This is a genomic window from Ruegeria meonggei, assembly GCF_900172215.1.
Lineage (GTDB): Bacteria > Pseudomonadota > Alphaproteobacteria > Rhodobacterales > Rhodobacteraceae > Ruegeria > Ruegeria meonggei.
The window spans coordinates 26670-51483 of the sequence record NZ_FWFP01000001.1 but is presented as its reverse complement, the minus strand read 5'-3'; the positions used below and the strand labels follow the sequence as shown (position 1 = coordinate 51483).

Below are 24814 nucleotides of genomic sequence, written 5' to 3'. Positions count from 1 at the left end.
GTGGCCAAAATCAGACCGGCCCCGGGCGCCCACGTGCCGCACGCCCGCGGTCCGCACCGATAGTGCGGCTGATCAGGCGAATTATCCAAAATTCGTTTCGCATGCGTGTCCTCGGTATCTGGTCACGAATGGTACTAGGCAGATGGCTGCGTTCTGTTCTGTTTGCGACCCACATGCCTAAAAACGAAGTGCTTGATGTATCTGTCACAGTGTTAGCGGTGACGTCCCAGTTTTTTCCCCTGAGCGGCAAAAGTCTGTTATCCTACCTTCACTTATTAAAGAAAAGGTCGTGATCTCAATTGAATTTTAACGGTTGCTGACCAATTGTTGTGTAATAATGTACCGAATTGATCAAGGCTTTGGCCCAAAGCTTTTTGGAGAGGTTGATGAAAGCCCATAAGGCCCTCATTGTCGGTTTGATGATGACCTGCGCCGCTCCGGCAATTGCCGAAGATTGGACTGGGGCTTATGCCGGATTCAGCTTTGGGTACACAGATGCGGATGGCCCAAACGGCTCCAGCGGAAATGACACCAGTTTCGGCCCCCATGTTGGGTATGACCGCGATTTCGGGTCCTTCGTTTTGGGTGGAGAACTGGAGTATAACCGCCTGTCCCTGAATCTGGGTAATGGTGAGGGCAGTTTGGACAGTATGACCCGTCTGAAACTGCGTGGCGGGTACGATTTCGGTCCTGCATTGGGGTATGTTGTAATCGGCGCGGCCCGGGTCGAATCCTCGGTCGAGAGTGATACGGCGGCTGTCTACGGCATTGGCGTGGCTTACCCCATTGGTGAGCATTTCGTGATCAGCGGCGAGGCTTTGCGCCAGGAGTTTAACGACGTCACCCGTTCTGAGGGTGGGTTGGATTCAAACGTGTTCAACCTGCGTACAACTTTCCGGTTCTAACCCAAACTACTCGGCGGCGCGACGGTCGGCCAGCACTGCGGCATAAGTGCAGATCGTGGTCAGGGCCGCCGCGAACCTGTCGTCATCGATTGTCATAGCAACGCGAATATGACCCCTGGCGGCGGTACCAAAGCTTTCCCCTGGCATGACGGCAATTGAATGCGTGTCCAGTAAGGCGTTGGCAAAACCCTCGCCGTCCAGGCCAGTGGCGCGGATATCCAACATAAGATACATTGCCCCTTGCGCCGGAACCAAGCCAACCGTGTTCTGGGTACTCAGAACTTCCATCGCCAGCGCGCGCCGTCTGCGGAAGGGTGCGGCTATCTCTTCCACCAGTAAATTGCCCGCGTTCAGGGCAAAGCTGGCGGCGTCCTGAATAAACCCGGGCACGCCATAGGTCGTGTGCGTGGCTAGATTGATCAGGTGGGCAATTACCTCTTCCGGCCCAACAACCCAACCACAGCGCGAACCTGTCATGGCATGAGATTTCGACATTGACCCGACGATCAGAGTGCGTTCGGTCATTCCGGGCAAAGTGCGCGGAGAGATATGCGTGCCGTCCCAAACCTGTGTGTCATAAACCTCATCCGAGATCAGCCAAAGATCGCGGGCGTGACAGACCTGTGCGACGCCCTCTAAAGTTGCGCGCGAATAAACCACACCGGTGGGGTTGTTTGGTGTGTTGATCAATAGAGAAACCGCGCCGTCTGCTGCGGCGTCGATCCGCTGGGCACGGGGTTGGAACGCGTCATCGGCACTTGTCTGGATAGGCCGGGCCGTTGCACCAGCCCCACGGATCGTGCCGGGATAAGTGGCGTAATATGGGTCGATGAAAAGGCCAACATCACCGGGATCGCACACCGCGACATGAGCCGCGAACAGAGCGGATTGACCACCCGGTGTGATCAGCACGTTGTTTCGTGTAGTGGGAACGCCGGTGCGGGTCTGCAGACGGGCGGCCACTGTATCGCGTAACAGGTCGGTGCCAGGCACCATTGCATAACCGGTGTGACCCTGCCGGGCGGACAGGTCCATCGCCTCTAGGATTGAGGCATCGGTGCGGATGTCATGCTCACCAATCGTCAGTTCAGTCACTGCGTGGCCTTCGTCGATCATGCGGCGGGCGCGGTAGAACACATCCCACCCGTCACTGCCGCCTTCGGTCAGGTGCGTGATGCGCTGCGACAATTTCATGGTACGCTCCGGTCTGGGATTTACGCAGAATGGGCCAGAGGCGTTCGGAATTGTCAATCAGCTTCGCGGGGGCAGAGCGGCCTGTGCTTTCTTGGTCAACGAAGCCCGGACCAGATCATAAGATGTGGCCAGACGGTGAAGCAATTCCTCGCCGTCGCAATCGAAGGGCAATCGTATCCAGCTGCGGTGAAAATAAGGGGCTTTTACACCGACCCCTGCGTCGATCAGCATCTGTGCGGTTTCGATATCGGGTGTTTTGACTGAAACGCCGTCATTGGCAATGCCGATGCAGGCAAACATTTTGCCGCCGATTTTCCAGGCATCATGCCCGCCGCCCCAAGGATCGGACCATTCGGCACCCGGAAGGGTTCTACATATGGAATTAACATTTTCACGCGTCATGAGACCGAAAATGCGCCAGGGCGAGATGGAACTCAAGACTTGGCGTAGAGAGATCCACGTGCTAGGGGGTGGTCATGAACCGTATGACCTGCATCATTATTTGCTGCATTACCTGCTGATCCTTCAAGCGGGCCGGTTTCTTTCGTTTTCATCTCTGAGACAAGTTGCTAAGCCCGCGCCAACGCGAATAGCTATGCTGTCTTTAGGAGCCGACCGATGACGACAATCAAACTGCACAACACACGGACGCGGACGAAAGAGAACTTCGTTCCAATCAGCGCCGACAATGTGCGGATGTATGTCTGTGGACCCACGGTTTATGACCGGGCTCATCTGGGCAACGCCCGACCGGTGGTGGTGTTTGACGTGTTGTATCGGCTGTTGCGCCATACCTATGGGGCGGATCACGTCACTTATGTGCGCAACTTCACCGACGTGGATGACAAGATCAACGCGACCGCGCTGGCCCGCCAAAAAGCCGGAGCCGTAGGCACGTTGGAGCAGTTGGTCCAGGAACGCTCGGACGAGACCATTAGTTGGTATCTGAACGATATGGGCGCTTTGGGGGCGTTGCAGCCGAACGAAATGCCGTGTGCCACGCAGTACATCCCACAAATGGTTGCGATGATTGAGGAATTGATCGCGAAGGGGCACGCCTACGCAGCCGAAGGACATGTGCTGTTCGCCGTAGACAGCTGGAGAGAGCGATACGGCGCCCTGTCCGGCCGGTCGGTGGACGATATGATCGCAGGCGCGCGTGTTGAAGTCGCGCCCTATAAGAAGAACCCGATGGATTTCGTCCTGTGGAAACCCTCCAGCGATGAGCTGCCGGGATGGGACAGCCCTTGGGGTCGGGGGCGCCCGGGGTGGCATATCGAATGCTCGGCGATGTCGTACGAGCTGCTGGGCGAGAGTTTCGACATCCACGGCGGCGGCAACGATCTGATGTTCCCGCACCATGAGAATGAGATTGCGCAAAGCTGCTGCGCCCATCCCGATGGTGAGTTCGCGCGCGTCTGGCTGCACAATGAAATGCTGCAAGTGGAAGGCAAGAAGATGTCCAAGTCATTGGGCAATTTTTTCACCGTGCATGACCTGTTGGAGCAGGGCGTGCCGGGCGAAGTGATCCGCTTTGTCTTTTTGCAAACTCACTACCGAAAGCCGATGGACTGGACCGAGAAGAAAGCCCGAGAAGCCGAAGCAACGCTGCGCAAGTGGCGGGCGCTGACAGCGGGCATCGAGCCCGCAGCCAAGGCAGCGCCCGCGGCTATTGCCGCGCTGAGTGATGACCTGAATACACCGGGCGCTCTGACCGAGCTTTATCGTCTGGCGGCAGATGGAGATGCCGCGGGGCTGTTGGCCAGTGCGCAGCTGCTGGGTGTGTTGACGCCCGAGATGGGGGCGTGGGCGGAAACCGATGCGATGAACCTGTCTGCACATGCAGATCGATTGGCGGATGCGCGGGCGGTTGCGATGCAAAGCAAGGATTTCTCGGAAGTGGATCGCCTGAAGGCGGCTTACATCGCAGCCGGTTTGGAGGTTCGCATGAGCAAGGACGGTGTTGAACTGGTGCCGGGTACCGGATTTGACGCCACCAAGCTGGAGGAGGTGTGATGCACACGGAACGCCTCTACCTTTACGACACCACGTTGCGCGACGGCCAGCAAACGCAAGGTGTCCAGTTCTCGACAGCTGAGAAGATCCAGATCGCGCAGGCTCTGGACCAGTTGGGCGTGGATTACATCGAAGGTGGATGGCCCGGGGCGAACCCGACGGATAGTGCGTTCTTTGATGCTGCACCAAAAACGTCTGCTCGGTTGACCGCCTTTGGGATGACTAAGCGGTCCGGCCGGTCTGCAGAAAATGACGATGTTCTGGCGGCTGTGATGAATGCGGACACTCAGGCGGTCTGTCTGGTTGGCAAGTCGCATGACTACCACGTCACCCATGCGCTTGGCATCCCGCTGGAGGAGAATGTCGAGAACATCCGTGCCTCGGTCGCGCATGTCGCGGCTCAGGGGCGTGAAGCGCTTTTTGATGCCGAGCACTTCTTTGACGGGTACAAGGACAACCCCGGCTACGCAATTGAAGTCTGTCGGGCCGCATTAAACGCTGGGGCGCGCTGGGTTGTGCTGTGCGACACCAATGGTGGTGCTTTGCCAGCCGAGGTTTCGCGCATCGTGTCAGAGGTTATCGCCGCGGGTTTTCCGGGGGATCGGTTGGGTATCCACACTCATAATGACACCGAAAACGCAGTGGCTTGCTCCTTGGCTGCGGTCAACGCGGGTGCACGGCAAATTCAGGGCACGTTGAACGGGTTGGGCGAGCGGTGCGGCAATGCGAACCTAACCGCGTTGATTCCAACCTTGTTGTTGAAAGAGCCGTATGCCTCGCAGTTTGATATCGGCGTCAGCAATCAAGCTCTGGCGGACCTGACGCGGATCAGCCGGATGCTGGACGACATTCTGAACCGGGTTCCCAGCAAGCAATCGGCCTATGTCGGGGCGTCAGCGTTTGCTCATAAGGCTGGGCTGCACGCAAGCGCTATTCTCAAGGACCCGACGACCTATGAACATGTCGATCCGGCCAGCGTTGGCAATGCACGGATCATTCCGATGTCGAACCAGGCGGGCCAGTCGAACCTGCGCAAACGCCTGGCCGAGGCTGGCCTGACTGTCGATCAGGGTGATCCCGCGCTGGGGCACATTCTGGACCGGATCAAGCTGCGCGAGGCCGATGGCTATTCCTATGACACCGCACAGGCGAGTTTTGAGCTGCTGGCGCGGGACGAGCTGGGGCAGCTGCCCGCATTTTTTGAGGTAAAGCGCTATAAAGTCACCGTCGAGCGGCGCAAGAACAAGTACAACAAGATGGTCAGCCTGTCAGAGGCGGTCGTTGTGGTTAAGGTCGATGGTGAAAAGAAACTGTCAGTCAGCGAATCCCATGACGAAACGGGCAATGACCGGGGGCCGGTGAATGCGTTGGCCAAGGCGCTGTCGAAAGATCTGGGGCAGTACTCGCGCATTCTGGACGACATGCATTTGGTGGATTTCAAGGTGCGTATCACGCAGGGCGGGACCGAAGCTGTGACACGCGTCATCATCGACAGCGAAGACGGGCAGGGGCGGCGCTGGTCGACCGTCGGCGTCAGCGCCAACATAGTCGATGCCTCGTTCGAGGCACTGCTGGACGCGATACAGTGGAAGCTGGTCCGCGATTGCGGGCGGCAGTCGGCGGTGGCCGAGTGACCGTTCAATTCGACGCGGACATAAAGGGCTGCGCAGAGCTGGTGTATAAAGCTGATCCTGACCGTTTCATGGCTGCGATGGCCGCCCCAATCGCAGCCCGGACAGTGCTGTTTCCGATCTTCGCGTTGAATGTCGAGGTCGCCCGCGCGCCATGGGTGACCCAAGAGCCGATGATCGCCGAAATGCGCCTGCAATGGTGGCGCGACGCGCTGCAAGAGATAGCCGAGGGGCAGACCGTGCGCAGGCATGAGGTGGTGACGCCGCTTTCCCGCGTTTTGTCACCGCATCTGGCGACGGTCTTGGATGAATATGTGGCTGTCAGACGTTGGGATATCTATCGGGATCCGTTCGAAGATGAGGCCCATTTCGATGCCTATATCAACCACAGTTCTGCGACCCTGATCGTCGCCTCGGCGCAGGCGCTTGGGGTGGCGGATGAGGCTGTCCTGCGCGACTTTGGCTATGGCGTGGGGGTTGCGAATTGGCTGCGCGCCATTCCTGATCTTGAGGCGCGTGGCCGAATTCCACTACTGGACGGCACACCTGACGCTGTTGGAAACCTTGCCCAAACAGCGCTGGATCGACTAAGACGCGCACGTGTTGATCGGGCCGCCGTATCCGCAGACGCGCGCCCGGCGCTTTACGCCGGCTGGCAGGCGGACTGGGTTCTGCGGCAAACCGTGGCTCGGCCAGAACGTGTCGCTGCAGGCGCGTTGGGGCAAGGAGAGATACGCCGCAGGGCGTCCCTGATGTGGACCGCAGCCACCGGCCGCTGGTGAGGCGTTAGACGGTTTCCGGATCAGACGGCCTCAATACCAGCCACAACAAAGCTCCACCTGCGAGTGTTAGCAAAGGGATCATAGCGAGGTTAACGGCCGTCCAACCCTCGACCGCTGAGCCACCCGAACAGTTCATCAAACCGCCCGATGCCAGCGATGCGACCGTCACACCGCCGAACACCAACAGATCGTTCAGACCCTGCATCCGGCCCCGCTCACTGACATGATGCGACGCTGCCAGCATGGTTGTGGCGCCGATAAAGCCAAAGTTCCAACCGAATCCCAACAAGATCAAAGCGATGAAGAAGTTTTCCAGCTCAACGCCTTGCAGGGCGACGACGCCAGCCCCGCCCAGAATGGCCAGACCCAAGGCCACGATCTTTTCTACGCCAAAGCGCGCGATCAGCTGGCCGGTGAAAAAGCTGGGAACATACATGGCCAAAACGTGGGTCGTCACCACATCGGCCGCGTCATTTGCGCTGTACCCGCATCCCACAACCGCCAGAGGGGTCGAGGTCATCACAAGGTTCATCAGCGCATACGACACCATCGCGCAGATTATGGCCACTGCGATCCGGGGCGTTTTGAGCATTTCCATGCGGCTCCGACCCTTTGGCGCGTCTGCCGCCGGTTTTTCTGGTGTCGGGATGTCGAGGAAGAAGAACAGGGCCGAACCAAAGATATTCACCGCAATCACCGCCAGATAAGTGCCGAGAAACGGAATGACATAGGCCTCAGCCGTCAGTTTGACGATCTGTGGGCCAATGATAGCTGCGGCCAAGCCCCCGGCCATGACATAAGAAATGGCCTTGGGGCGAAACTCGTCGGATGCTGTATCAGCCGCGGCAAACCGGTAGAATCCGTGCGCGCTCATATAGATGCCTGTCAGCAGGCTGCCGAGCAGGAAGATGGGGAAAGACCCCAGGTACAGCCCATAGGCCCCGACCAGACCGCCGCAAGCGCCCGCAGTGGCCCCGACCAGAAATCCAACCCGACGCCCCCAGTGCTGCATGATTGCAGAAATCGGTGTGGCTGCCATCATCGAGCCCAGAACGATCAGCGAAATCGGCAGAGTGGCAAGGCACGGATTGGTAGCCAGCGACTGTCCCGCAAGCCCGCCAACGATAAAGATCATTGGCATCTGTGCGCCAAGTACGGCCTGCGCAGCCACCAAAACGGCGACGTTGCGTTTGGCCTGACTGTTATCTGGGGTGGTCGAGGTCAGTGTCATGCGCCCATGCGTAGCCCTGAAAAGGCAGTCACACAAGCGGGTTGCATCTGCGGCAAAGCGACGTAACGTGCGCGCTACCCCAACTGCCGGAGCGCACATGTCTGTCGGACGGATCATTGACACACCTGACTGCGTCGAAGAAGGCGCGGCATGGTTGGCGCAGGCCTGTCCACGAATGGCATACGCGATGGAACAGACGGGGCCTTTGCCCCTGCGTCGCAAGCCGGACGGGTTTGCCCAGCTTCTGAGCGCGATTGTCAGCCAACAGGTCAGTGTCGCGTCAGCCAATGCAATCTGGAAGCGTTTGCAGCAGGCCAAACTAACCGGGCCGCGCAAGATCATTTGGGCCACAGATGACGACTTGCGTGCTGTCGGGTTGAGCCGCCAGAAAATCCGGTACGCTAGGGCCTTGGCTGCAGCACGCATAGATTACAGTGCCTTACGCGATGTTCCTGATGAAGAAGTTATTGCAATCCTGACCGAAGTGTCGGGTATCGGTGTCTGGACGGCCGAGATTTACGCGATGTTTTCACTGGGTCGCGCGGATGTGATCGCACCCGGTGATCTGGCGCTGCAAGAGGCAGCGCGCATCCTCTATGACCTGCCCAAGCGGCCCACTGACAAGGAACTGCGTCAGATGGCCGAGGCCTGGTCGCCCTGGCGGTCGGTTGCGGCCCGGGTTTTGTGGGCCTATTACCGGGTAGCCAAAGAACGAGAAGGGATCAGATGACACGGGTTTTGAATGCGCTCCGAAAAGAGCCGGTTTCGGGCGACATCCGCTCAGTCGTGGTGTTCGTGCACGGCTATGGGGCCAATGGTGCAGACTTGCTGGGTCTGGCCGACCCGCTGGGCGAACACTTGCCCGATACGCTGTTTGTGGCCCCTGACGCGCCCGAACAGATCGAAGGGATGCCCAACGGGTTTCAGTGGTTCCCGATCCCCTGGATCGACGGCTCGTCCGAAGAAGAGGCCCGCCGTGGCATGGACATGGCGGTTGAGGATTTTAACGCCTTTCTCGACGCCCTGATGGTGGATGAAGATGTGTTGCCGGAACAGGTTGTGCTGTTTGGATTCTCGCAAGGCACAATGATGAGCCTGCACGTCGCTCCGCGCCGCGAGGACCCGGTGGCGGGCATCGTGGCCTTCTCGGGCCGCTTGTTGGAACCGGATCTGTTACCCGACGAAACGGTCAGCCGGATGCCTATCCTTCTGGTGCATGGGGATGCTGATGATGTGGTGCCGCCTCAATCGCTGCCCGAAGCAGCCGAAGCCCTGCAGGCGGCTGATTTCAAAGAGGTCTACGCGCATGTGATGAAGGGCACCGGGCACGGAATCGCCCCGGATGGCCTGAGCGTTGCGCTGGCCTTCATGCGCGACAAGCTGAGCCTGTAATCATGATCGTTGTCCGGCAGATGATGTCCGAAGATGTGGCGGCTTCATGCCGCATCCTGAATGAGATCATCGAAATCGGCGGCACGACGGCGAATGAACTGCCGTTCTCCAAGGCTCTGTTTGTGCAGAAATATCTTGATGGTTCGGACAAGATCTGCTGCCATGTGGCGCTGGATGATCGTGGCGAGGTGGCCGGGTTTCAATGGCTGGGTGTGAACGAAAATTTACCGCAGGATTGCGCTGATATCGCGACTTTTGCTCGACAACATCCGGTTTTAAAGGGCACGGGACGCGCTCTGTTTCGGGAAACGGTCAAGATGGCGGGTGCGATGGGGTATACGACCCTGAATGCGACTATCCGGGCTGATAACGCTCCGGGCCTTAGCTATTATGGCAAAATGGGGTTTCAGGATTTTGCCATAGCATACGGCGTGCCCCTGCGGGATGGCACCCCGATTGATAGAATTTCAAAACGATTTGAACTGAGAAAGGACGCGGCATGTTGATTGTAACCGGAACGGTTGAGGTCTCGGTGGAGGGCGTTGAAAAAGCAGCCAAAGCCGCGCAGGAGATGGTCGCCGAAACGGTTAAGGAACCCGGCTGCCTGATTTATGAATTCAGCCAGATACTGGGCCATGCCAACCGGTTTCGCGTCTATGAGGAATGGCAGGATCAGGCTGCGCTCGAGGCGCATTTTTCGGCCCCCCATATGGCGGCCTTTCAGGCTGTTCTGGGCGAGGTCGGCGTGACTTCCAGCGATATCTACCGCGTTGCCGGTGGCGAAAAGCAACCTCTGCGATAAGGTTCGAGTGTCACGCCCAAAGATGGCTTTCGGCAAATTCAACCGAGTTTCCCGCCGGGTCGCGCACATAGAGTGAGCGTGCCCCGGATGGCCAGTCAAACTGGGCATCAACAGGGATGTTCCAATCGAGAAGATGTTTGCGCATCGTGTCGATCTGCGCGCGCGTCAGGATCAAACAGACATGGCCCGGTCCGCGTGCGCCGTGGGGCGGCACAGGTAGGTCGGGATTTCCCGGCGGTTTTTCCGTCTCATCGGCGTTGAACAGCAACAGAACCGACCCGCCTACACGAAAAAACACATGGCGATTGGATGCTCTTTGGATTTTCTCAAGCGCCAGAACGTCACCATAAAACCGCTCAGCCTCGTCCAGATCGTCGACGTAAAGCGCGGCCTCAAGAATGCCGATAGGCGCAGGTATGTCCGGCGTGACCTTCATGCGATAAGCCTATCACATTGTGGCGTTTTTGTCACCTTCGCGGGCGACGGTCCCGTTTGCGCTGTGGGGCTGCTGTCAATGCAGGTGCGGGCAAGCTGTCCCATTGGCCGGGATCTAGGCCGTTCAGTGTCCAGTCGCCGATCTGCGCCCGGATCAGACGCAGGGTCGGATGCCCCACCGCTGCCGTCATCCGGCGCACCTGACGATTACGTCCTTCGCGCAATGTCAGTTCAATCCAGCAATCAGGAATAGTCTGACGCACCCGGATCGGAGGAGTTCTGGGCCACAACCCCAGCGGCTCATCCATAAGCCGTGCCTTGGCGGGGCGGGTCATGCCATCCTTTAGGTCTACACCTTCTTGCAGGGCCTTCAGGGCTGTTGCATCGGGCAGACCTTCGACCTGAACCCAATAAGTCTTGGTCATTTTGTGCTTTGGGTCGGAAATATGCGCCTGCAGCCGACCGTTATCCGTCAACATCATCAGCCCTTCGCTGTCGCGATCCAGCCGCCCGGCGGGGTAAACGCCGGGCAGGTCGATGTAATCCGACAGCGTGCTGCGCGGAGAATCCGCGTTGGCGCTGTCGGTGAACTGCGGCAGAACATCAAACGGTTTGTTGAAGCGAATGAACCAGGACATGAACCACGCCATAGCCCGGCGATCACATCGGTGCAACCTGTGGATAAGTGTCACGATGTTGTTACGGATCGGGCTTATCCAATCCCCGAGATATTGTGGAAACTCAGGGCTTGTCAGAGTTTTAACACGATATATAGTTAACTAAAGGCCGGGGCGGATGATCTCCGCTCTGATGTCAAAAAAGGCAGAGCAGAGCGTGGAGCGATTCTGATATGGACGGAGACTTCAGGACCGAATTTGTCAGGGAACCCGGTGCGCTGAGGCATCATCCGGCATTGGTTTTGAACGCCGACTATCGCCCTTTGTCCTACTACCCATTGTCCCTGTGGCCCTGGCAAGAGGCAATCAAGGCGGCCTGGTTGGACAGGGTGGACATTGTCGCCGAGTATGACGAGGTTGTCCGAAGCCCGAGTACACAGATACGAATACCTTCGGTCGTGGTGCTGAAAGACTATGTAAAACCCAGAAAGCGCGTGGCCTTCACGCGCTTTAATTTATTTCTAAGGGACGAATTTCGCTGTCAGTACTGCGGCAGCCGCGGAGATCTGACCTTTGACCACGTTGTCCCGCGCGCGGCTGGCGGCGTGACGAGTTGGCAAAACGTTGTGGCGGCGTGCAGCCCCTGCAATCTGCGCAAAGGGTCGAAATCGTTGCGACAGGCTGGAATGAACTTGCGCAAACCGCCGCGCCAGCCAGATGCCGAAGCACTGCGCAATACCGGGCGCAAGTTCCCGCCGAACCATCTGCACGACAGCTGGATTGACTTTCTCTACTGGGATGCAGAGCTGGATGAGTTCTGAACGTTAGCGCGCGCGCCACGCGGTAAGCCACACCAGAACCAGAACGCCCGAAAGAACGGCGTTCCACCCGGCCATGGACAAGCCAAACAGTTCCCACGGGATGTCATCGCACCGGACCAGTGGCGCAGACAGGATTTGATCCATCAGCTCTTGCGTCGACAATCCACCGATATCACCGGACGTGCAGCTTGTGGGGCCTTCCCACCAACCCTGTTCGACCCCGGCATGAAAAACGCCAATGGCTGCGGTCGTTAAGGCCGCAAGGGCGCCAAGAAGTGGCAGCAGTACCTGGCGAGGCAAAGCAAGCGCCAACACTCCGATCAGGATGGCCGCGCCATGAGGATAACGTTGCCAGATGCACATTTTGCAGGGCGGAAGTCCACCGAGGTGTTGAAAACCCCAGGCCCCAAGCAACAACGCCAAAGAGCCGCCAGCGGCGATGAGAACCAGTAAATTTCTGCGTGTCATAGGTACCGCACCAGAAGAAATCCACCGAAAAGCAGAATGATGAACAAGGTGAACATAAGGCCCAGCCGTTTTTCAATAAAGGCTCGGATCGGCTCACCAAATCCCCAAAGCAGACCGGCAACAATGAAAAACCGCAAGGCCCGCGCCAGAATCGATGTGGCGATGAAAGTGCCCAGCGGCATGCCCGTCCACCCCGACATGATGGTGATCACTTTATACGGGAAAGGCGTGATCCCGGCAGCCAGAACAGCCCAGAACCCGAAATCGTTGAACCGTGTGTTGAATTCTTCCATGGCGTGCGCCTTGCCCATGGATTCCAGTATCGGCTGGCCGATTCCTTCGTAAAAAAACGCACCGATTGCGTACCCCAGCATGCCGCCCAGCACCGAAGCGACCAGAGCCACCGATGCAATCAGCCAGGCCCGCGATGGTCGGGCAAGGATCATCGGAATCATCAGAACATCCGGGGGGATCGGAAAGAACGAGCTTTCGACAAAAGCCACAATAGCCAGCGCCCACAAGGCGTGCGGATGTTCGGCCAGACGGATCGTCCAGTCATAAAGCGAACGCAACATAAGGTGTTAAAATCCCATACTCATCGGATGCTAGCCAAACCATGCAGCCATCAAAGCGTCAACCGCCGCCGGAAAACAAACTGGATTTGAGGTGTTTTTTGCCTCTGGACCTTCCCGGTTATGAACGCTAATTCAATGTTCGAGGCCCAAGTGGCGGAATGGTAGACGCAGGGGATTCAAAATCCCCCGTCCTAACGGACGTGCCGGTTCGAGTCCGGCCTTGGGTACCAAAGTAAAAACAGAGAGTTAGGGGAACCTGCTCTCTGTTTTTTCTTTTCTGGATTCTTGTTTGCTCGATTTCCCACATTCCGGGAATTCATGCCGTCCTAGCCATGAGATTCACTTTTTCCCTTGTTCCCCGTCAGTCAGGCGGTTTTCGCCGCAGTTGCGTTCAGGCTCCTTGAGAGTCCGACCTGCAGAGGCTGACATACCATGCGGTTCTGGGCCGGAATCGAGGGGCTACGACCCAACTGAGAAGCTGTGAAGCTGACGGGGAAACTTCTTCGATTGCCGTCAGATATGCAGCTTTGGGCACTGGATCAAGGCACGGGGCTTGACAAGTGCAGTATCTGAATGAAACGTCGAAGGTGTTGGGAGATTTTGGAATTTCAAGCGCTTGCACCTTTAGCAAGGCGTGCGCGCTTGATGTATCGGCGGGGCCCCAGGAGGGGGTGCCGACAAATCTCCCATCCACCATAAGAATTGGGAGTTCTCAAAAATGAAAAACAGCAGCAAGCTCAGCCTCGGCGCGGTGGTCACCGCCGCCCTCATGGCTCCGGCCGCTTATGCAGAAGAATTTATTACCATCGGCACTGGGGGTGTGACCGGGGTTTATTACCCAACGGGCGGCGCGATTTGCCGTCTGGTGAACAAAGGCCGCAAAGAACATGGCGTGCGGTGCTCGGTCGAATCGACTGGCGGTTCGGTTTACAACATCAACACCATTCGCGAAGGCGAGCTGGAGTTTGGCGTTGCGCAGTCCGACTGGCAGTACCATGCCTATAACGGCAGCTCAAAATTCGAAGAAGCGGGTCCGTTCGAAAACCTGCGCGCGGTCTTTTCGGTGCACCCCGAGCCGTTCACCGTTGTTGCACGTGCCGATTCCGGCATCACCAATTTCGAAGACATGAAGGGTAAGCGCGTCAACATCGGCAACCCCGGTTCCGGTCAACGCGGCACCATGGAAGTTCTGCTGGGCGAAATGGGTTGGACCACCGATGATTTCGAACTGGCGACCGAACTGAAGGCGGCTGAACAGTCGGCTGCTCTGTGCGACAACCAGATCGACGCAATGGTCTATACCGTGGGCCACCCCTCGGGTTCGATTCAAGAAGCGACCACGGCTTGCGACTCGGTTCTGGTCAACGTCAGCGGCGATGCGGTTAGCAAGCTGGTTGACGACAATTCGTTCTACCGCACTGCGACCATTCCCGGTGGCATGTATCGCGGCTCGGACGGCGACACCGCGACCTTTGGTGTTGGTGCAACCTTCGTGACGTCGGCAGACGTGTCGGATGACGCGGTTTACGCGGTTGTCAGCTCGGTCTTTGAAAACTTCGATGATTTCAAAAAGCTGCACCCGGCTTTTGCCAATCTCAAGCCCGAAGAAATGATCGCAGACGGCCTGTCGGCTCCGCTGCATCCGGGCGCCGAGAAGTACTATAAAGAAAAAGGCTGGATTCAGTAATTCAGACCTGACGCAGGGTGCCTATGGGCGCCCTGCACAACGCCTGTATCAAACAGGTGAATTAGAAGGCCAAAAATGGCCGCGACGGGGAGACATTTTATGAGTTCCGACACACAATCCAATCGTCCGCTATCCGAAGAAGAGCTACAGGACCTTGTAGCCTCGTCCGACGCGGGTGGACGCAATCCAGTTGGCAATGTCGGGATCTTCCTGGCGATCGTCGCGGCAATCTGGTCCATCTTTCAGGTGGTTCTGGCCTCACCTATTTCCAACTATGTTTTGCCCGGCAGCGTGGTGAACAACTCGCGCCAGTTCCATCTGGCCTTTGCGATGTTTCTGGCCTTTGCGGCCTATCCGGCGCTGAAGTCCAGCCCGCGGAATTATATTCCTGTCCAGGATTGGATCATGGGAATTCTGGGCGCGTTTGTCGCGCTTTATGGCTATTTCTTCTATGACAAGATCGTCGATGCTGGCGGCCTTGCCGACGATACGGACAAGTGGATCGCCCTAGGTGGCTTGATCCTGCTGTTCGAGGCGGCGCGCCGTGCGCTTGGTCCGGCGATGGCGATCATCGCGACGATCTTCTTGGCCTACGTGTTCTTCGGGTCCTCTGAATGGGTGCCCGAGGTAATCCGCTGGAAGGGCGCTAGCCTGAAAAAGGCGATGAGCCATATGTGGATCACATCTGAGGGTGTGTTCGGCATCGCATTGGGCGTTTCGACCAAATTCGTTTTCCTGTTCGTCCTGTTTGGCGCATTGCTGGATAAGGCCGGGGCCGGGAACTACTTTATCAAGATGGCGTTTGGCGCGCTTGGACACCTGCGCGGCGGCCCCGCCAAAGCGGCAGTTGTCGGCTCGGCTGCAACCGGTCTGATCTCGGGTTCGTCCATCGCCAACGTTGTCACCACAGGCACGTTCACCATTCCGCTGATGAAGCGGGTGGGCTTTTCCAGTGAGCAGGCAGGCTCGGTCGAGGTAGCCTCGTCGGTCAACGGTCAGATCATGCCGCCGGTCATGGGGGCTGCGGCTTTCCTGATGGTGGAATATGTCGGCATTTCGTATGTCGAGGTGATCACCCACGCCTTCCTGCCTGCCGCGATCTCGTATATCGCGCTGGTCTATATCGTGCATCTGGAAGCCGTAAAGCGGAACATGCCGACACTGGGCGATCGCGACGTAAAACTGGCGCGCACCGTCGTTGGGATGCTGTCCTTCTTCCTGGTTTTTGCGGGCCTTTGCTATGGTTCTCAGTTCCCGGTGGATGTTGTCACCAGCTGGGTGCCTTCTGCTGCTGGTCTGGTGCTAAGCCTGATCGTCTGCGCGCTTTACATGGCGCTGCTGTTTCTGGCCGCACAGGTACCGGATCTGGAGCCGGATGATCCGAACGCCAAGGAAGTCACGCTGCCGGTCATCGCCGACATCTACAAAGCTGGTCTGCATTACCTTTTGCCGATCATCGTTCTGGTCTATTTCCTGATGATCGAACAGAAATCGCCGGGCCTGTCAGCTTTCTGGGCCACGTCGTTACTGTTTGTAATCCTGCTGACGCAGAAGCCGCTTAAGGCGATCTTCAGAGGTCAGAGCAATGTTTATAACACCTTCATCGATGGCGTGGCCGACCTGTGGCAAGGCCTGATCGACGGCGCGCGCAACATGATCGGTATCGCGTTGGCCACGGCCACTGCGGGCGTGATCGTTGGCACCGTGACTTTGACCGGTGTGGGTCAGGTCATGGCTGACTTGGTTGAGTTCCTGTCGGGCGGCAATTTGATCCTGATGCTGGTCATGGTGGGTATCCTCAGCCTGATCCTGGGTATGGGGCTGCCGACAACAGCGAACTACATTGTTGTCAGCTCGCTGATGGCCGGGGTGGTTGTTGAACTGGGCGCGCAAAGCGGTCTGATCGTGCCGCTGATCGCGGTACACTTGTTCGTCTTCTACTTTGGCATAATGGCAGACGTGACGCCGCCCGTGGGTCTGGCAAGTTTTGCTGCCGCCGCCGTGTCGGGTGGGGATGCAATAAAAACTGGCTTTATCGCCTTTTTCTACAGTCTTCGGACCGTGGCGCTGCCGTTTGTATTCATCTTCAATACCGACTTGCTGTTGATCGATGTCACGTGGGTTGAAGGGATAATCGTGGCCATATCGGCGACCATAGCCATCCTTGTCTTCACAGCAGGAACGATGGGTTACTTCCTGACCCATAGCCGCATCTATGAGAGCTTTGCCCTGATCTTTGTGGCCTTTGCGCTGTTCCGACCAGACTATTTCATGGACCGCATCTCACCGCCCTATGCCGCAGTTGAGCCCGCTGCCTTTGTTGAAACCATTGGCCAGACGCCTCCGGGGACTGAGGTGCGCATGGTCGTCAGCGGTCCCGATTTCGACACGCTTGAGATGACGGACACGACCGTCGTCGTGACTGTCGGCGATGAGGACGGCGGCGAGGCGCGGGTCGATGCCATGGGTCTACTGCTTGTGCCCGAAGATGGCTTGATCAAGCTGGAAGAGCCGCTGTTTGGCACTCCGGTCGCGGATGAGCTGGACATGTTTGACTATTACGGCGATGACGCGGTGCGTCTGACCTCGGTCAACCTACCGTCCAGCCAACCTCCGAAACAGCTGATCTTTATACCGGCGTTTATCCTGCTGGGGTTGATCGCTTTCCTTCAACGTGGCCGTGCCGCCAGACAAGAGGTGCCCGCATGACAAACTCAGTTCTTTGTGCCGTCGATATCAGCAACGGTGATTTGGACGTAAATGTCCTGAAAACAGCTGCTGCATTGGCCGATCAGGGCGGTGCGCAATTGGATGTGGTAACGGTTCTGCCGGATTTTGGGGAAAGCTGGGTTTCCGGCTTTTTCCAACAGGATTTCCACGAAAAAGCCCTGGCAGAGGCGAGTGATAAATTGACCGAGATGTGCGTCTCAACCCTGGGTGCAGAGCGGAACGAAAACATCCGCCATGTGGTCGCCACCGGGACTGCCTATCAGGAAATTCTGAAGACAGCCGAAGGCGCCGGCAGCGATCTGATTGTGATAGGTGCGCACAAGCCGGACCTCAAAGACTATCTTCTGGGGCCAAACGCCGCGCGGGTTGTGCGGCACTCTACAGCTTCGGTCTACGTCGTGCGCTGATCTAATACCCCGTCATCTCAAGGTATCCGCGGCCGGACCGGTTGCCGGATACTTTGACGGGGCCTTCCCAATACTCAAACCGTGTGGCCATCCAGGCCTTGGGGGTCAGAGCTGTGACTTCGACGTCCAGATCATAGTCGGGCAGGGTAACCTGCCACGTAACAGGGACATCGCGGCCTTCTACGCGCGCGGTTTCCAGCGGGATGAAGGACGCTGACCCATCAGGCAGTGGTGTTGCGGTGCCATCAGCGCTGATCCAGGTGGCGGCGGTGAAATCTCCGCGCCCTCCGCGCAGACGAAACGCCATCAGCTTGTCGCCATCATCGAAGCTGAGAGAGAACCAGTCCCACCCGCTTTGATCCTCGGCCAAAGGTTGCGAGGACCATTCCCGGTCCAGCCATCCCTGACCAGTTACTGCAACGTCGCCATCAGGAAGATACAACACGCCTTCAACATCATAAAAGGGCTGTGAGTAGTAATGGCTGGCTTGTCCGTCCGCCGACTTGACGGAATACCCGGCGTCCCCGTGAAACACCAAAGGCCCCAGCGCCGTGAGGGACAGATCATAGTGGAACTCTTCCCCGCTTGCGGTCAGGGTTAGCGTGTCCGGATCGGGGCCGCGCATATGCCATTCGTCAATCCAGGCCTCATAGGGGGCGGCTGTTACGCCGGCCTGACCGATTCCGCCCCGCGACAGACGCTCTGCCAGGTAATGCGCGTCTGGTGTCGTCACTGCCGCGTGTCCCATCCACAATTGCGGGCTCTGCCAACCGTCTGTCTGGGTGGGTTTCAGGGCAGACCGAAAAAGGGTCCACTGAACGCCGTAGTCGCGCCCGTCCTCTCCGATCAGGTTCGCGGTCAGGTACCACCACTCAATCCGGAAACTCGGATGTGGGCCGTGGTCGCGCGGAAACTGGAATTGATAGCCCTGTTTTGGAATATCAAACCCGTCCGCCGAGCCACCCAGACCCGCATAACCCTGCGCCCACATCGGGGCGGGCAGCAGAAAGAGCAGACCAAAAAGCAAGGCTTTAACGTTCATAGGCAAACACCTTCAGCAGGTCAGCGGGCGGCAGGCACAGCAATCGCAGCGCGGGGAGGGCGGCGGCGATAAAGGCGGCCAACAGGGTCAGGGCAAACAGATAGGCCCAATCCTCGGGAAACAGATACATCGGCAACCGCCAGCCAAAGGCCTGAACATTGATTACCGCCAGCAGAGCCCAGGCCAGAACCAGCCCAAGGGGCAGGGCCAGAACTGCGGTCAACGCAGCCAATAATACACTGCGCAACAGTTCAATCCGCGCAAGCTGCGCCCGCGTCAGTCCCAGCGCCCAGACCGGCGCAATCTGCGGCAGGCGCTGGGTCCACAGGGTCAGCAGGCTGGTAAGAATGGCGAACCCTGCAACCCCAAGTGTCAGAATGTTCAGGGCAGAGGTCACCACAAAGGTCTTGTCAAAAATCGCCAGTGATTGCGCCTTCATCGAGGCCTGCTGGACCACTGCTTGGCGCGGCAGATCAAACTGGTCGCGCAGGGCCTGGGCCATCTCGGTCGCGCGCTCTGGTGCAAGGCGAATGCCGAACCGTCGGGTGTCGGCACCCGGCGCGATCCGGTCCAGTTGGGCCATGGACACGATGGCTTGTCCGGTGGGGTTGCCGTAATCCGAATACACTCCGGCAATGGTCAGCGTCTGGTCAGGTTTCAGGGTCAGGTCGTCGCCGGGCCACAAGTTTGATCGGCGCGCAAGCTGTTCGTTGATCAGTACGGCTTCTCCTGCCAATACGCGATCCCATACCTCGTCAGAGGACGCAATAAGCGGCCAGTTCTGGCGATAGCTCTGGTGATCGACAATCCCATACAGGAACAGCGGACCTGACAAATGCGCCAGTTCGATGCTACGGATTGGCAGCACGGCATCCACCTGCGGGTCCAGCCATTGTGCGATCTGTTGCCCCTGTTGGTCGTCGGCGGCCGTCACGTACAGCTCTGATGTCAGGCGTTGATCCAGCCATCCGGTGAAGGTCAGCCGAAAACTGGATACCATGGTTCCCACACCGATATTCGCCGCGAGTGCCAACAACAGGGCCATCAGCGCCAGAGAAAGACCAGGCAATTGCGCACGCATATCGGCCCAAACCCATTGCGTCACTGGTCCTCGTGCACCACGCTGAAGAAGCGACAGCGCAAAGGATAGAAGGGCGGGCAAGACTAAGGCTGCACCAGTCAGGATACCCGCCACCATAGCAAATCCAGCGACTAATCCTTCAAACGCGTAAGCCGTGACAAACCCGCCTGCAATCAGCGCCAGACCGATCAGTGCTGTCGCCCGTCTGCCTGACGCAGCACCCCGCCACGCCTGCAGGCCAGCACCGCTCAGCAAGGGCATGCGTGACAGTCTGTGCAAGGCGTGCCCGCTGGCCAGCAACGTTCCCGCCAGGGCTATCGCAAGCCCCGCCACCACCCATTCAGGTTGCAACCGCATCTGCCCATCAACCGGCGCACCGTATAGACCACGCAGTGTTGCGGCGACGTCCGGCAACAGCGCTCCGGCCAGAAAGAATCCCAGGATCAACCCTAGCGCTCCGCCAATCAGGGCCAGCAGCGTCAGTTCCGCGGTGATCATCCACACAAGACGTCGCATGGACACCCCCAACGCGCGCAGGGTTCGGATCATCCCGCGCCGCTGGGCAAAGGCCAGACCAACCGTGCCGTGAACGATGAACAACCCAACCGCAAAGGACAGTAGACCAAAGGCGGTCAGGTTCAGGTGAAAGCTGTCGGTCAGCTGCGTCGTATCCAATCGGGTTGAGGCATTGATGCGCTCCAGATCCGGCGCAATTTCTGACAGCGGAGGGATGCCCATTGGTTGATCTGGCAGCACAATCAGGCGCGAGATTTGCCCCGGTTGGTTCAATAGAGTTTCGGCCACGCCGATATCTGTCAGGATCAGATCGGACGGCAACGCATCAGACGGCAAGATCGGTGGAAAATCGGAACGTACACCAAGGGTCTGCGCAAGATCGGGCGCAGCCAATAAGCGACCAGGTGCGGTCAACATATCGGCCGGATCGGGGGGCGTGTCGCTTTGTTCCACCTGCGTGACGGCGGGCAGGGCCGGGTAGGTGACCATGTCCACGCCTAGCACCTGCACTCTGCGATCACCGACTTGCAAGGACCCTTCCAGCACTGCCGCAACTTGCCACCCTGCGCGGCGCAGTGCGACATAGCGTGCAAGAGGGATCGGACCGGACGGATCGCGCAGCTCATCATAGCGGCCCAGCGCCAATTGGTCTGAGGCGCGTTGATAGCTGGCGCGTGCCTCGGCATTGATGGCCTGAACCGCCGACCATAGCCCGGTTGCCAACGCAATCCCAATCAGCAGCGTCGCCAATTGCAGGCGGTGCCGACGCCAGTGGGATAGCAGAGCCTGCGTGACAGCCCAGGTCATGCGATGCGACCACCGGTCAGATGCGCGTGCCGGTCCAGCCGTGCGGCGATATCTTGCGAATGGGTCACCAACAGCAATGCTGCCCCGGTGTCGGCCACCAGAGACAACATCAGATCCAGAACCGTCGCGCTGGCTGTTTCGTCCAGATTGCCCGTTGGTTCATCCGCCAGCAGCAGTTTTGGTTGGGCGGCCATAGCGCGGCCTATCGCAACGCGCTGTTGCTGTCCGCCTGACAGGTTCTCGGGGTAACGTGGCAGCAGCTCTGACAGGCCCAGCCGGTTTGCCAGATGGGCTGTCCAGCCCGTGTCCTCGCGCCCGGTCAGCCGAGCGTGAAAGGACAGGTTCTGGGCAACCGTCAACGATGGGATCAGGTTGAATTGCTGGAACACCAACGAAATGCTCTGCCGCCGCAAGGTGGCTCTGCCGCGATCATCCAGCGGCGACAACGCGGTGCCGTCCAGCGTGATCTCGCCCCCGTCCAAACTGTCCAGCGCCGCAGCGAGGTTTAGCAAGGTGCTTTTGCCGCTGCCGCTTTCTCCGGTCAGCGCTAGCGTCTGACCCTGATCAAGGGTCAATGATACATCCCGCAAAACGGGGCGCCCGCCCGGATAAGATTTCTGGACTTTGTCGATGTTGAGAAGCATGCAAAACCCTTGGACTGTGCTCGCAACAATGTGCGCCGCCGCGCGGCAGAGTCCAGCGCCTAGGCACATTCGTTTCCATTCGTCGCAGCTGTTGCTGTGGGGTTGTCCCGTTTCGCCTAAACCGCCATTGTGTGACGAATAATGCAGACCGGGACATGAGAATTAATGACCTTAACTGAGCAGATTGTTTGGGGCAGTATTTATCTGGGCATCTGCTTTATAATTGAGATCATATTTCTAACATGGTGCACGCAGGTGATCCGGGTGATGTCCCTGCGTTTGGAACAAAGCAAAAAGTTCCTAACGATTGCCGCGCCAATCTGTATTTCCTTGGTGTTCATCGTGACCATCCACACTTTTCAGGTCTGGTTGTGGGCCATCGTCTGGGTATTGGGGGACGTGCTGCCCGATTGGAACTCGGCGCTGTATTTCTCATTGGTGACCTTCACCACACTGGGTTACGGCGACATAGTTTTGGGTGAGCAATTGCGTATCTTTGGCGCATTTGCATCCGTTACCGGGCTGTTGTCGTTTGGTCTGTCTACGGCCTTTATGGTGGCTGTCATGACCGAGGTCTTCAAAGAAGAGCTGTCGGCCTAGAGGATCGGTGCAAACAGTCGCGCCAGCGGTGAGCCGAACCGGATAAAGGCGGGCTGATCAGGCAAGTTGCGGGTTAGCTCATAGCTGGACTCGAAATCCTTGCGCAGCATCTTGTCCACTGCCCCGGCAGCCCGAGGATCAAAGAACAAGGCCATTGCCTCGAAATTCAATCGGAACGAACGGTTATCCAGATTGGTCGTACCAACCGCGGCCAGCGTATCGTCCACCACAAATGCCTTTTGGTGCATGAACCCATCTGTGTATCGGAACACGCGCGCGCCGCAGTCCCGGATTTCGTCGAAATAGGCAAAGGCTGCGAGCCAGGGCAGGCGGTGGTCGATCTTTTCGGGCACTAAAATTCGCACGTCCACGCCGCGTAGGGCCGCGTGTTGCAGGGCCGTCATGATGTCGATATCCGGCACAAAATAAGGCGACGCGATCCACAGCCGTTCTTTCGCCTCGGCGATGGCGGCAAAGAACATCATCGCTCCGGTCTCGGTCTCGTCGCCAGGGCCGGTTGCGACGATCAGAGCATTCATGTTTTGCTCGGATTCCGTGCCGGCCCAGTCCAGCTGGTCAATAAGGTCCTCAGCATGCGCCCAGTGCCAGTCTTCAGTGAAGATCAATTGCAATTGTCGGACGATATGACCGGTCATCTTGACATGGGTGTCGCGCCAATGGCCGAAATGCGCGTCCTGGCCCAGGTATTCGACCCCCACATTGTGGCCACCGATAAATCCGGTCTCACCGTCAATAATCACTGTTTTGCGGTGATTGCGGTAGTTCAGCTGAAAACGGTGTTGTGGGCCCCGGCGGTCACGTGGGTTGGCAATCTCGACCCCCGCTGCGCGCAACTCATCCAGATAGGCGGTCGGCAGGCCGTAGCTGCCCACCGCATCCGTCATGAACCGCACCGAGACACCACGATAGGCAGCCGCGATCAAATTGGCTTTGAGTTGTTTGCCCAGCGCATCGTCGCGAACGATGTAGAACTGGATCAGTACATAGTTTTTTGCCGCGTCGATCGCCGCGAAAATCGCTTCGAACGTGGCTTGTCCATCAATCAGCAGTTCCACGCCATTCCCGCGAGAGACCGGCAGATGCGCCAGCGCCTCGAAGGGGCGGGGGTTGATCGACATTGATCCGGGGTCGGGTTTCGAGAAATCCGCAAAGCTCTTGATCCCTTCAACCACGGTTTCGCTGTGTTTGCGCGCGATGCGGTAGCCTTGAAACCGGTGATGCCCCAGAAACAGATAGAGGGGCACCGCAAACATCGGGGCCGAGATCAGAAAGACCACCCAGCCAACTGCGCCCTGCGGCGTGCGCGCGGTCTGTGCCGCCCGTATCGCAAACACCACGGCCGTCACATAAAGGGTCAAGGCAAACGCGGAAACAAGCAGTGTCCACATGGGGTTACCAGTCTCTGAGGTTCTTATTCTGCCCCAGTGTAGATGCGATCCCAATCCTGCGCCATATCAACAATGACCCATCCATTTTCCGAACCTTTGTCCAGACCGTCGGCGAGTTTTCCAATAGGGCTTTCCCGGTCATAGGCCCATTCCCGTTCCGCATCCGTGTGATGGATCAAAACACCAAGCCGGGGGCCATCGCCGGCCGTGGTCCATTCCAGCATGGCGAAATCCCCGTCGGAATTCCCGGCCGCGAGAATTGGACGCCTGCCAATGGTGCGTTCGATGTTGATTGGTTTGCCTTCTTTGTCATCGATGAAGGCAATGCCGGGTGCCTTAATGATCGACGGCGTGCCGTTGGTGACCTCGTAAGTGGTGTCGGTATAAGTGCCCAAAACCTGTTCGGGTGGAATGCCATAGGCTTCCTCGGCAAATACGCGCATGAAGTGGAGCCCGCCGCCTGATACGATATAAGTGCGGAACCCTTCGTCCCGCAGATAGCGCAACAGTTCGACCATCGGCTGATAGGTCATCTGATCATAGGGCAGGCCGGTATCCGGGTGTCGTGCGGTTTGTAGCCAATCCGCGACCGCAGCCTGAAAATCCGGGACATCCACGCCGGAATGCGACGCGTTTAACACTTCGATCAATGCCTCATGACCGCCGTCGACAATTGCCTGCAAATCGCCCTCCGCCGCGGCTTTTAGGGTAGGGGTCGTCAGGATCGAGGGGTCAGCCTCAGCCATCTCAGAAAGGCGGTCCAGGGCGAAGGTCAATTGAAAATAGACCGGCTGTTCAGACCACAGGGTTCCGTCATTGTCGAACACCGCAACGCGCGCTGCAGGTGTGACATAATCCGTGCCTTCAGGATCGGTCACGGCGCCAACAAAGTCGATGATCCGGGCGCGGGTTTCGGTGTTCGCCCAGCTTGGTAAAGGATCGGCGAATACACAAATAGGGGTCGCTGAAATGACGGCGGCTAAGGCAAGGCGCAGCATAATGAATTTCCTTGTTGGTAAGGA

At 58.1% G+C, this 24814-nt stretch carries 25 protein-coding genes and 1 tRNA gene; 14 read left to right on the top strand and 12 right to left on the bottom strand.

The genetic code is table 11. The features are described 5' to 3' along the window. Nucleotides 1-386 precede the first annotated feature (386 nt). A complete protein-coding gene (locus tag RUM8411_RS00250) occupies nt 387-905 on the top strand; it encodes an outer membrane protein (protein WP_085820640.1) in 519 nt (172 codons plus the stop codon). 6 nt (nt 906-911) lie between these two features. On the opposite strand, the gene RUM8411_RS00245 is transcribed toward RUM8411_RS00250, so the two are convergent. Both RUM8411_RS00245 and RUM8411_RS00240 read right to left on the bottom strand, forming a co-directional pair. Then, entirely contained in the window at nt 912-2099 is a 1188-nt protein-coding gene (locus RUM8411_RS00245) for a pyridoxal phosphate-dependent aminotransferase (protein ID WP_085820639.1), read from the bottom strand. 57 nt (nt 2100-2156) lie between these two features. Then, a complete protein-coding gene (locus RUM8411_RS00240) occupies nt 2157-2501 on the bottom strand; it encodes an MmcQ/YjbR family DNA-binding protein (protein WP_085820638.1) in 345 nt (114 codons plus the stop codon). A 216-nt stretch (nt 2502-2717) separates the two neighbouring features. Between RUM8411_RS00240 and cysS the strand changes: the two genes are divergently transcribed. The 3 genes from cysS to RUM8411_RS00220 are packed head-to-tail and all read left to right on the top strand — an operon-like array spanning nt 2718 to nt 6528. Beyond that, the gene (cysS, locus tag RUM8411_RS00230) at nt 2718-4115 is read left to right on the top strand and encodes a cysteine--tRNA ligase (RefSeq protein WP_085820636.1); all 1398 of its coding nucleotides are present in this window, start codon (nt 2718-2720) and stop codon (nt 4113-4115) included. Beyond that, nucleotides 4115-5749: a citramalate synthase gene (gene cimA, locus RUM8411_RS00225; protein WP_085820635.1), complete on the top strand. Its 1635-nt coding sequence runs from the start codon at nt 4115-4117 to the stop codon at nt 5747-5749. Before cysS ends, cimA begins: the two co-directional genes overlap by 1 nt. After that, nucleotides 5746-6528 (top strand): squalene/phytoene synthase family protein, encoded by a 783-nt coding sequence (locus RUM8411_RS00220; RefSeq protein WP_085821059.1) that lies wholly within the window; start codon nt 5746-5748, stop codon nt 6526-6528. Before cimA ends, RUM8411_RS00220 begins: the two co-directional genes overlap by 4 nt. Before the next feature lie 4 nt (nt 6529-6532). Here the strand turns inward: RUM8411_RS00220 and RUM8411_RS00215 are convergent, their stop codons facing one another. Further along, complete coding sequence (locus RUM8411_RS00215; RefSeq protein WP_085820634.1) at nt 6533-7759, bottom strand: MFS transporter; 1227 nt, start codon at nt 7757-7759, stop codon at nt 6533-6535. A gap of 97 nt (nt 7760-7856) precedes the next feature. On the opposite strand from RUM8411_RS00215, the gene RUM8411_RS00210 reads away from it, so the two are divergent. The 4 genes from RUM8411_RS00210 to RUM8411_RS00195 are packed head-to-tail and all read left to right on the top strand — an operon-like array spanning nt 7857 to nt 9953. Then, nucleotides 7857-8489 (top strand): DNA-3-methyladenine glycosylase family protein, encoded by a 633-nt coding sequence (locus RUM8411_RS00210; protein ID WP_085820633.1) that lies wholly within the window; start codon nt 7857-7859, stop codon nt 8487-8489. Further along, the gene (locus RUM8411_RS00205; protein WP_085820632.1) at nt 8486-9151 is read left to right on the top strand and encodes an alpha/beta hydrolase; all 666 of its coding nucleotides are present in this window, start codon (nt 8486-8488) and stop codon (nt 9149-9151) included. Before RUM8411_RS00210 ends, RUM8411_RS00205 begins: the two co-directional genes overlap by 4 nt. A gap of 2 nt (nt 9152-9153) precedes the next feature. Next, complete coding sequence (locus RUM8411_RS00200; protein ID WP_085820631.1) at nt 9154-9657, top strand: GNAT family N-acetyltransferase; 504 nt, start codon at nt 9154-9156, stop codon at nt 9655-9657. Further along, complete coding sequence (locus RUM8411_RS00195) at nt 9651-9953, top strand: putative quinol monooxygenase (RefSeq protein ID WP_085820630.1); 303 nt, start codon at nt 9651-9653, stop codon at nt 9951-9953. The genes RUM8411_RS00200 and RUM8411_RS00195 overlap by 7 nt, the downstream gene beginning before the upstream one ends. Before the next feature lie 10 nt (nt 9954-9963). Here the strand turns inward: RUM8411_RS00195 and RUM8411_RS00190 are convergent, their stop codons facing one another. Both RUM8411_RS00190 and RUM8411_RS00185 read right to left on the bottom strand, forming a co-directional pair. Then, a complete protein-coding gene (locus tag RUM8411_RS00190; protein WP_085820629.1) occupies nt 9964-10389 on the bottom strand; it encodes a VOC family protein in 426 nt (141 codons plus the stop codon). 31 nt (nt 10390-10420) lie between these two features. Next, complete coding sequence (locus tag RUM8411_RS00185; RefSeq protein ID WP_085821058.1) at nt 10421-11026, bottom strand: pseudouridine synthase; 606 nt, start codon at nt 11024-11026, stop codon at nt 10421-10423. A 212-nt stretch (nt 11027-11238) separates the two neighbouring features. On the opposite strand from RUM8411_RS00185, the gene RUM8411_RS00180 reads away from it, so the two are divergent. Further along, the gene (locus RUM8411_RS00180) at nt 11239-11826 is read left to right on the top strand and encodes an HNH endonuclease (RefSeq protein ID WP_085820628.1); all 588 of its coding nucleotides are present in this window, start codon (nt 11239-11241) and stop codon (nt 11824-11826) included. 3 nt (nt 11827-11829) lie between these two features. On the opposite strand, the gene RUM8411_RS00175 is transcribed toward RUM8411_RS00180, so the two are convergent. After that, nucleotides 11830-12294 (bottom strand): disulfide bond formation protein B, encoded by a 465-nt coding sequence (locus tag RUM8411_RS00175; protein WP_085820627.1) that lies wholly within the window; start codon nt 12292-12294, stop codon nt 11830-11832. Next, nucleotides 12291-12869, bottom strand: a complete 579-nt coding sequence (locus RUM8411_RS00170; protein ID WP_085820626.1) for a YqaA family protein — start codon at nt 12867-12869, stop codon at nt 12291-12293. Before RUM8411_RS00170 ends, RUM8411_RS00175 begins: the two co-directional genes overlap by 4 nt. Before the next feature lie 144 nt (nt 12870-13013). On the opposite strand from RUM8411_RS00170, the gene RUM8411_RS00165 reads away from it, so the two are divergent. The 4 genes from RUM8411_RS00165 to RUM8411_RS00150 all read left to right on the top strand — a co-directional run bounded on the left by RUM8411_RS00165 (nt 13014) and on the right by RUM8411_RS00150 (nt 17693). Then, nucleotides 13014-13099: transfer RNA gene (locus tag RUM8411_RS00165), tRNA-Leu, on the top strand. A 488-nt stretch (nt 13100-13587) separates the two neighbouring features. Then, nucleotides 13588-14556, top strand: a complete 969-nt coding sequence (locus tag RUM8411_RS00160; RefSeq protein WP_085820625.1) for a TAXI family TRAP transporter solute-binding subunit — start codon at nt 13588-13590, stop codon at nt 14554-14556. Between the two features lie 99 nt (nt 14557-14655). Continuing rightward, nucleotides 14656-17265, top strand: a complete 2610-nt coding sequence (locus RUM8411_RS00155) for a TRAP transporter permease (protein WP_085820624.1) — start codon at nt 14656-14658, stop codon at nt 17263-17265. Next, nucleotides 17262-17693, top strand: a complete 432-nt coding sequence (locus tag RUM8411_RS00150; protein WP_085820623.1) for a universal stress protein — start codon at nt 17262-17264, stop codon at nt 17691-17693. Before RUM8411_RS00155 ends, RUM8411_RS00150 begins: the two co-directional genes overlap by 4 nt. 1 nt (nt 17694) lies before the next feature. Here the strand turns inward: RUM8411_RS00150 and RUM8411_RS00145 are convergent, their stop codons facing one another. Genes RUM8411_RS00145 through RUM8411_RS00135 form a run of 3 tightly spaced genes read right to left on the bottom strand, consistent with a single transcriptional unit; the run spans nt 17695 to nt 21783 of the window. Then, the gene (locus tag RUM8411_RS00145) at nt 17695-18735 is read right to left on the bottom strand and encodes a lipocalin-like domain-containing protein (protein WP_085820622.1); all 1041 of its coding nucleotides are present in this window, start codon (nt 18733-18735) and stop codon (nt 17695-17697) included. Beyond that, on the bottom strand, nt 18725-21139 hold the full coding sequence (locus RUM8411_RS00140; protein WP_085820621.1) for an ABC transporter permease: 2415 nt from the start codon (nt 21137-21139) through the stop codon (nt 18725-18727). The genes RUM8411_RS00145 and RUM8411_RS00140 overlap by 11 nt, the downstream gene beginning before the upstream one ends. Then, complete coding sequence (locus RUM8411_RS00135; protein WP_085820620.1) at nt 21136-21783, bottom strand: ABC transporter ATP-binding protein; 648 nt, start codon at nt 21781-21783, stop codon at nt 21136-21138. The genes RUM8411_RS00140 and RUM8411_RS00135 overlap by 4 nt, the downstream gene beginning before the upstream one ends. Before the next feature lie 165 nt (nt 21784-21948). On the opposite strand from RUM8411_RS00135, the gene RUM8411_RS00130 reads away from it, so the two are divergent. Beyond that, nucleotides 21949-22383, top strand: coding sequence for an ion channel (locus tag RUM8411_RS00130; protein WP_085820619.1), 435 nt, complete (start codon nt 21949-21951; stop codon nt 22381-22383). On the opposite strand, the gene cls is transcribed toward RUM8411_RS00130, so the two are convergent. Together cls and RUM8411_RS00120 are read right to left on the bottom strand one after the other, a co-directional pair. Beyond that, nucleotides 22380-23792, bottom strand: a complete 1413-nt coding sequence (gene cls / locus RUM8411_RS00125; RefSeq protein WP_085820618.1) for a cardiolipin synthase — start codon at nt 23790-23792, stop codon at nt 22380-22382. The two genes, RUM8411_RS00130 and cls, sit on opposite strands and share 4 nt — an antisense overlap. Nucleotides 23793-23815: 23 nt before the next feature. Further along, nucleotides 23816-24790: an HAD family hydrolase gene (locus RUM8411_RS00120; protein ID WP_085820617.1), complete on the bottom strand. Its 975-nt coding sequence runs from the start codon at nt 24788-24790 to the stop codon at nt 23816-23818. Between the last annotated feature and the right edge of the window lie 24 nt (nt 24791-24814).

Bases quoted from the DNA above. Each gene is read 5' to 3' on its own strand.
- cls (WP_085820618.1), bottom strand. From the start codon at position 23,792: ATGTGGACACTGCTTGTTTCCGCGTTTGCCTTGACCCTTTATGTGACG.
- RUM8411_RS00205 (WP_085820632.1), top strand. From the start codon at position 8,486: ATGACACGGGTTTTGAATGCGCTCCGAAAAGAGCCGGTTTCGGGCGAC.
- RUM8411_RS00250 (WP_085820640.1), top strand. From the start codon at position 387: ATGAAAGCCCATAAGGCCCTCATTGTCGGTTTGATGATGACCTGCGCC.
- RUM8411_RS00210 (WP_085820633.1), top strand. From the start codon at position 7,857: ATGTCTGTCGGACGGATCATTGACACACCTGACTGCGTCGAAGAAGGC.
- RUM8411_RS00155 (WP_085820624.1), top strand. From the start codon at position 14,656: ATGAGTTCCGACACACAATCCAATCGTCCGCTATCCGAAGAAGAGCTA.
- RUM8411_RS00185 (WP_085821058.1), bottom strand. From the start codon at position 11,026: ATGTCCTGGTTCATTCGCTTCAACAAACCGTTTGATGTTCTGCCGCAG.
- RUM8411_RS00120 (WP_085820617.1), bottom strand. From the start codon at position 24,790: ATGCTGCGCCTTGCCTTAGCCGCCGTCATTTCAGCGACCCCTATTTGT.
- RUM8411_RS00215 (WP_085820634.1), bottom strand. From the start codon at position 7,759: ATGACACTGACCTCGACCACCCCAGATAACAGTCAGGCCAAACGCAAC.
- RUM8411_RS00200 (WP_085820631.1), top strand. From the start codon at position 9,154: ATGATCGTTGTCCGGCAGATGATGTCCGAAGATGTGGCGGCTTCATGC.
- RUM8411_RS00170 (WP_085820626.1), bottom strand. From the start codon at position 12,869: ATGTTGCGTTCGCTTTATGACTGGACGATCCGTCTGGCCGAACATCCG.
- RUM8411_RS00180 (WP_085820628.1), top strand. From the start codon at position 11,239: ATGGACGGAGACTTCAGGACCGAATTTGTCAGGGAACCCGGTGCGCTG.
- RUM8411_RS00175 (WP_085820627.1), bottom strand. From the start codon at position 12,294: ATGACACGCAGAAATTTACTGGTTCTCATCGCCGCTGGCGGCTCTTTG.
- RUM8411_RS00195 (WP_085820630.1), top strand. From the start codon at position 9,651: ATGTTGATTGTAACCGGAACGGTTGAGGTCTCGGTGGAGGGCGTTGAA.
- cimA (WP_085820635.1), top strand. From the start codon at position 4,115: ATGCACACGGAACGCCTCTACCTTTACGACACCACGTTGCGCGACGGC.
- cysS (WP_085820636.1), top strand. From the start codon at position 2,718: ATGACGACAATCAAACTGCACAACACACGGACGCGGACGAAAGAGAAC.
- RUM8411_RS00160 (WP_085820625.1), top strand. From the start codon at position 13,588: ATGAAAAACAGCAGCAAGCTCAGCCTCGGCGCGGTGGTCACCGCCGCC.
- RUM8411_RS00150 (WP_085820623.1), top strand. From the start codon at position 17,262: ATGACAAACTCAGTTCTTTGTGCCGTCGATATCAGCAACGGTGATTTG.
- RUM8411_RS00240 (WP_085820638.1), bottom strand. From the start codon at position 2,501: ATGACGCGTGAAAATGTTAATTCCATATGTAGAACCCTTCCGGGTGCC.
- RUM8411_RS00140 (WP_085820621.1), bottom strand. From the start codon at position 21,139: ATGACCTGGGCTGTCACGCAGGCTCTGCTATCCCACTGGCGTCGGCAC.
- RUM8411_RS00135 (WP_085820620.1), bottom strand. From the start codon at position 21,783: ATGCTTCTCAACATCGACAAAGTCCAGAAATCTTATCCGGGCGGGCGC.
- RUM8411_RS00245 (WP_085820639.1), bottom strand. From the start codon at position 2,099: ATGAAATTGTCGCAGCGCATCACGCACCTGACCGAAGGCGGCAGTGAC.
- RUM8411_RS00130 (WP_085820619.1), top strand. From the start codon at position 21,949: ATGACCTTAACTGAGCAGATTGTTTGGGGCAGTATTTATCTGGGCATC.
- RUM8411_RS00145 (WP_085820622.1), bottom strand. From the start codon at position 18,735: ATGAACGTTAAAGCCTTGCTTTTTGGTCTGCTCTTTCTGCTGCCCGCC.
- RUM8411_RS00190 (WP_085820629.1), bottom strand. From the start codon at position 10,389: ATGAAGGTCACGCCGGACATACCTGCGCCTATCGGCATTCTTGAGGCC.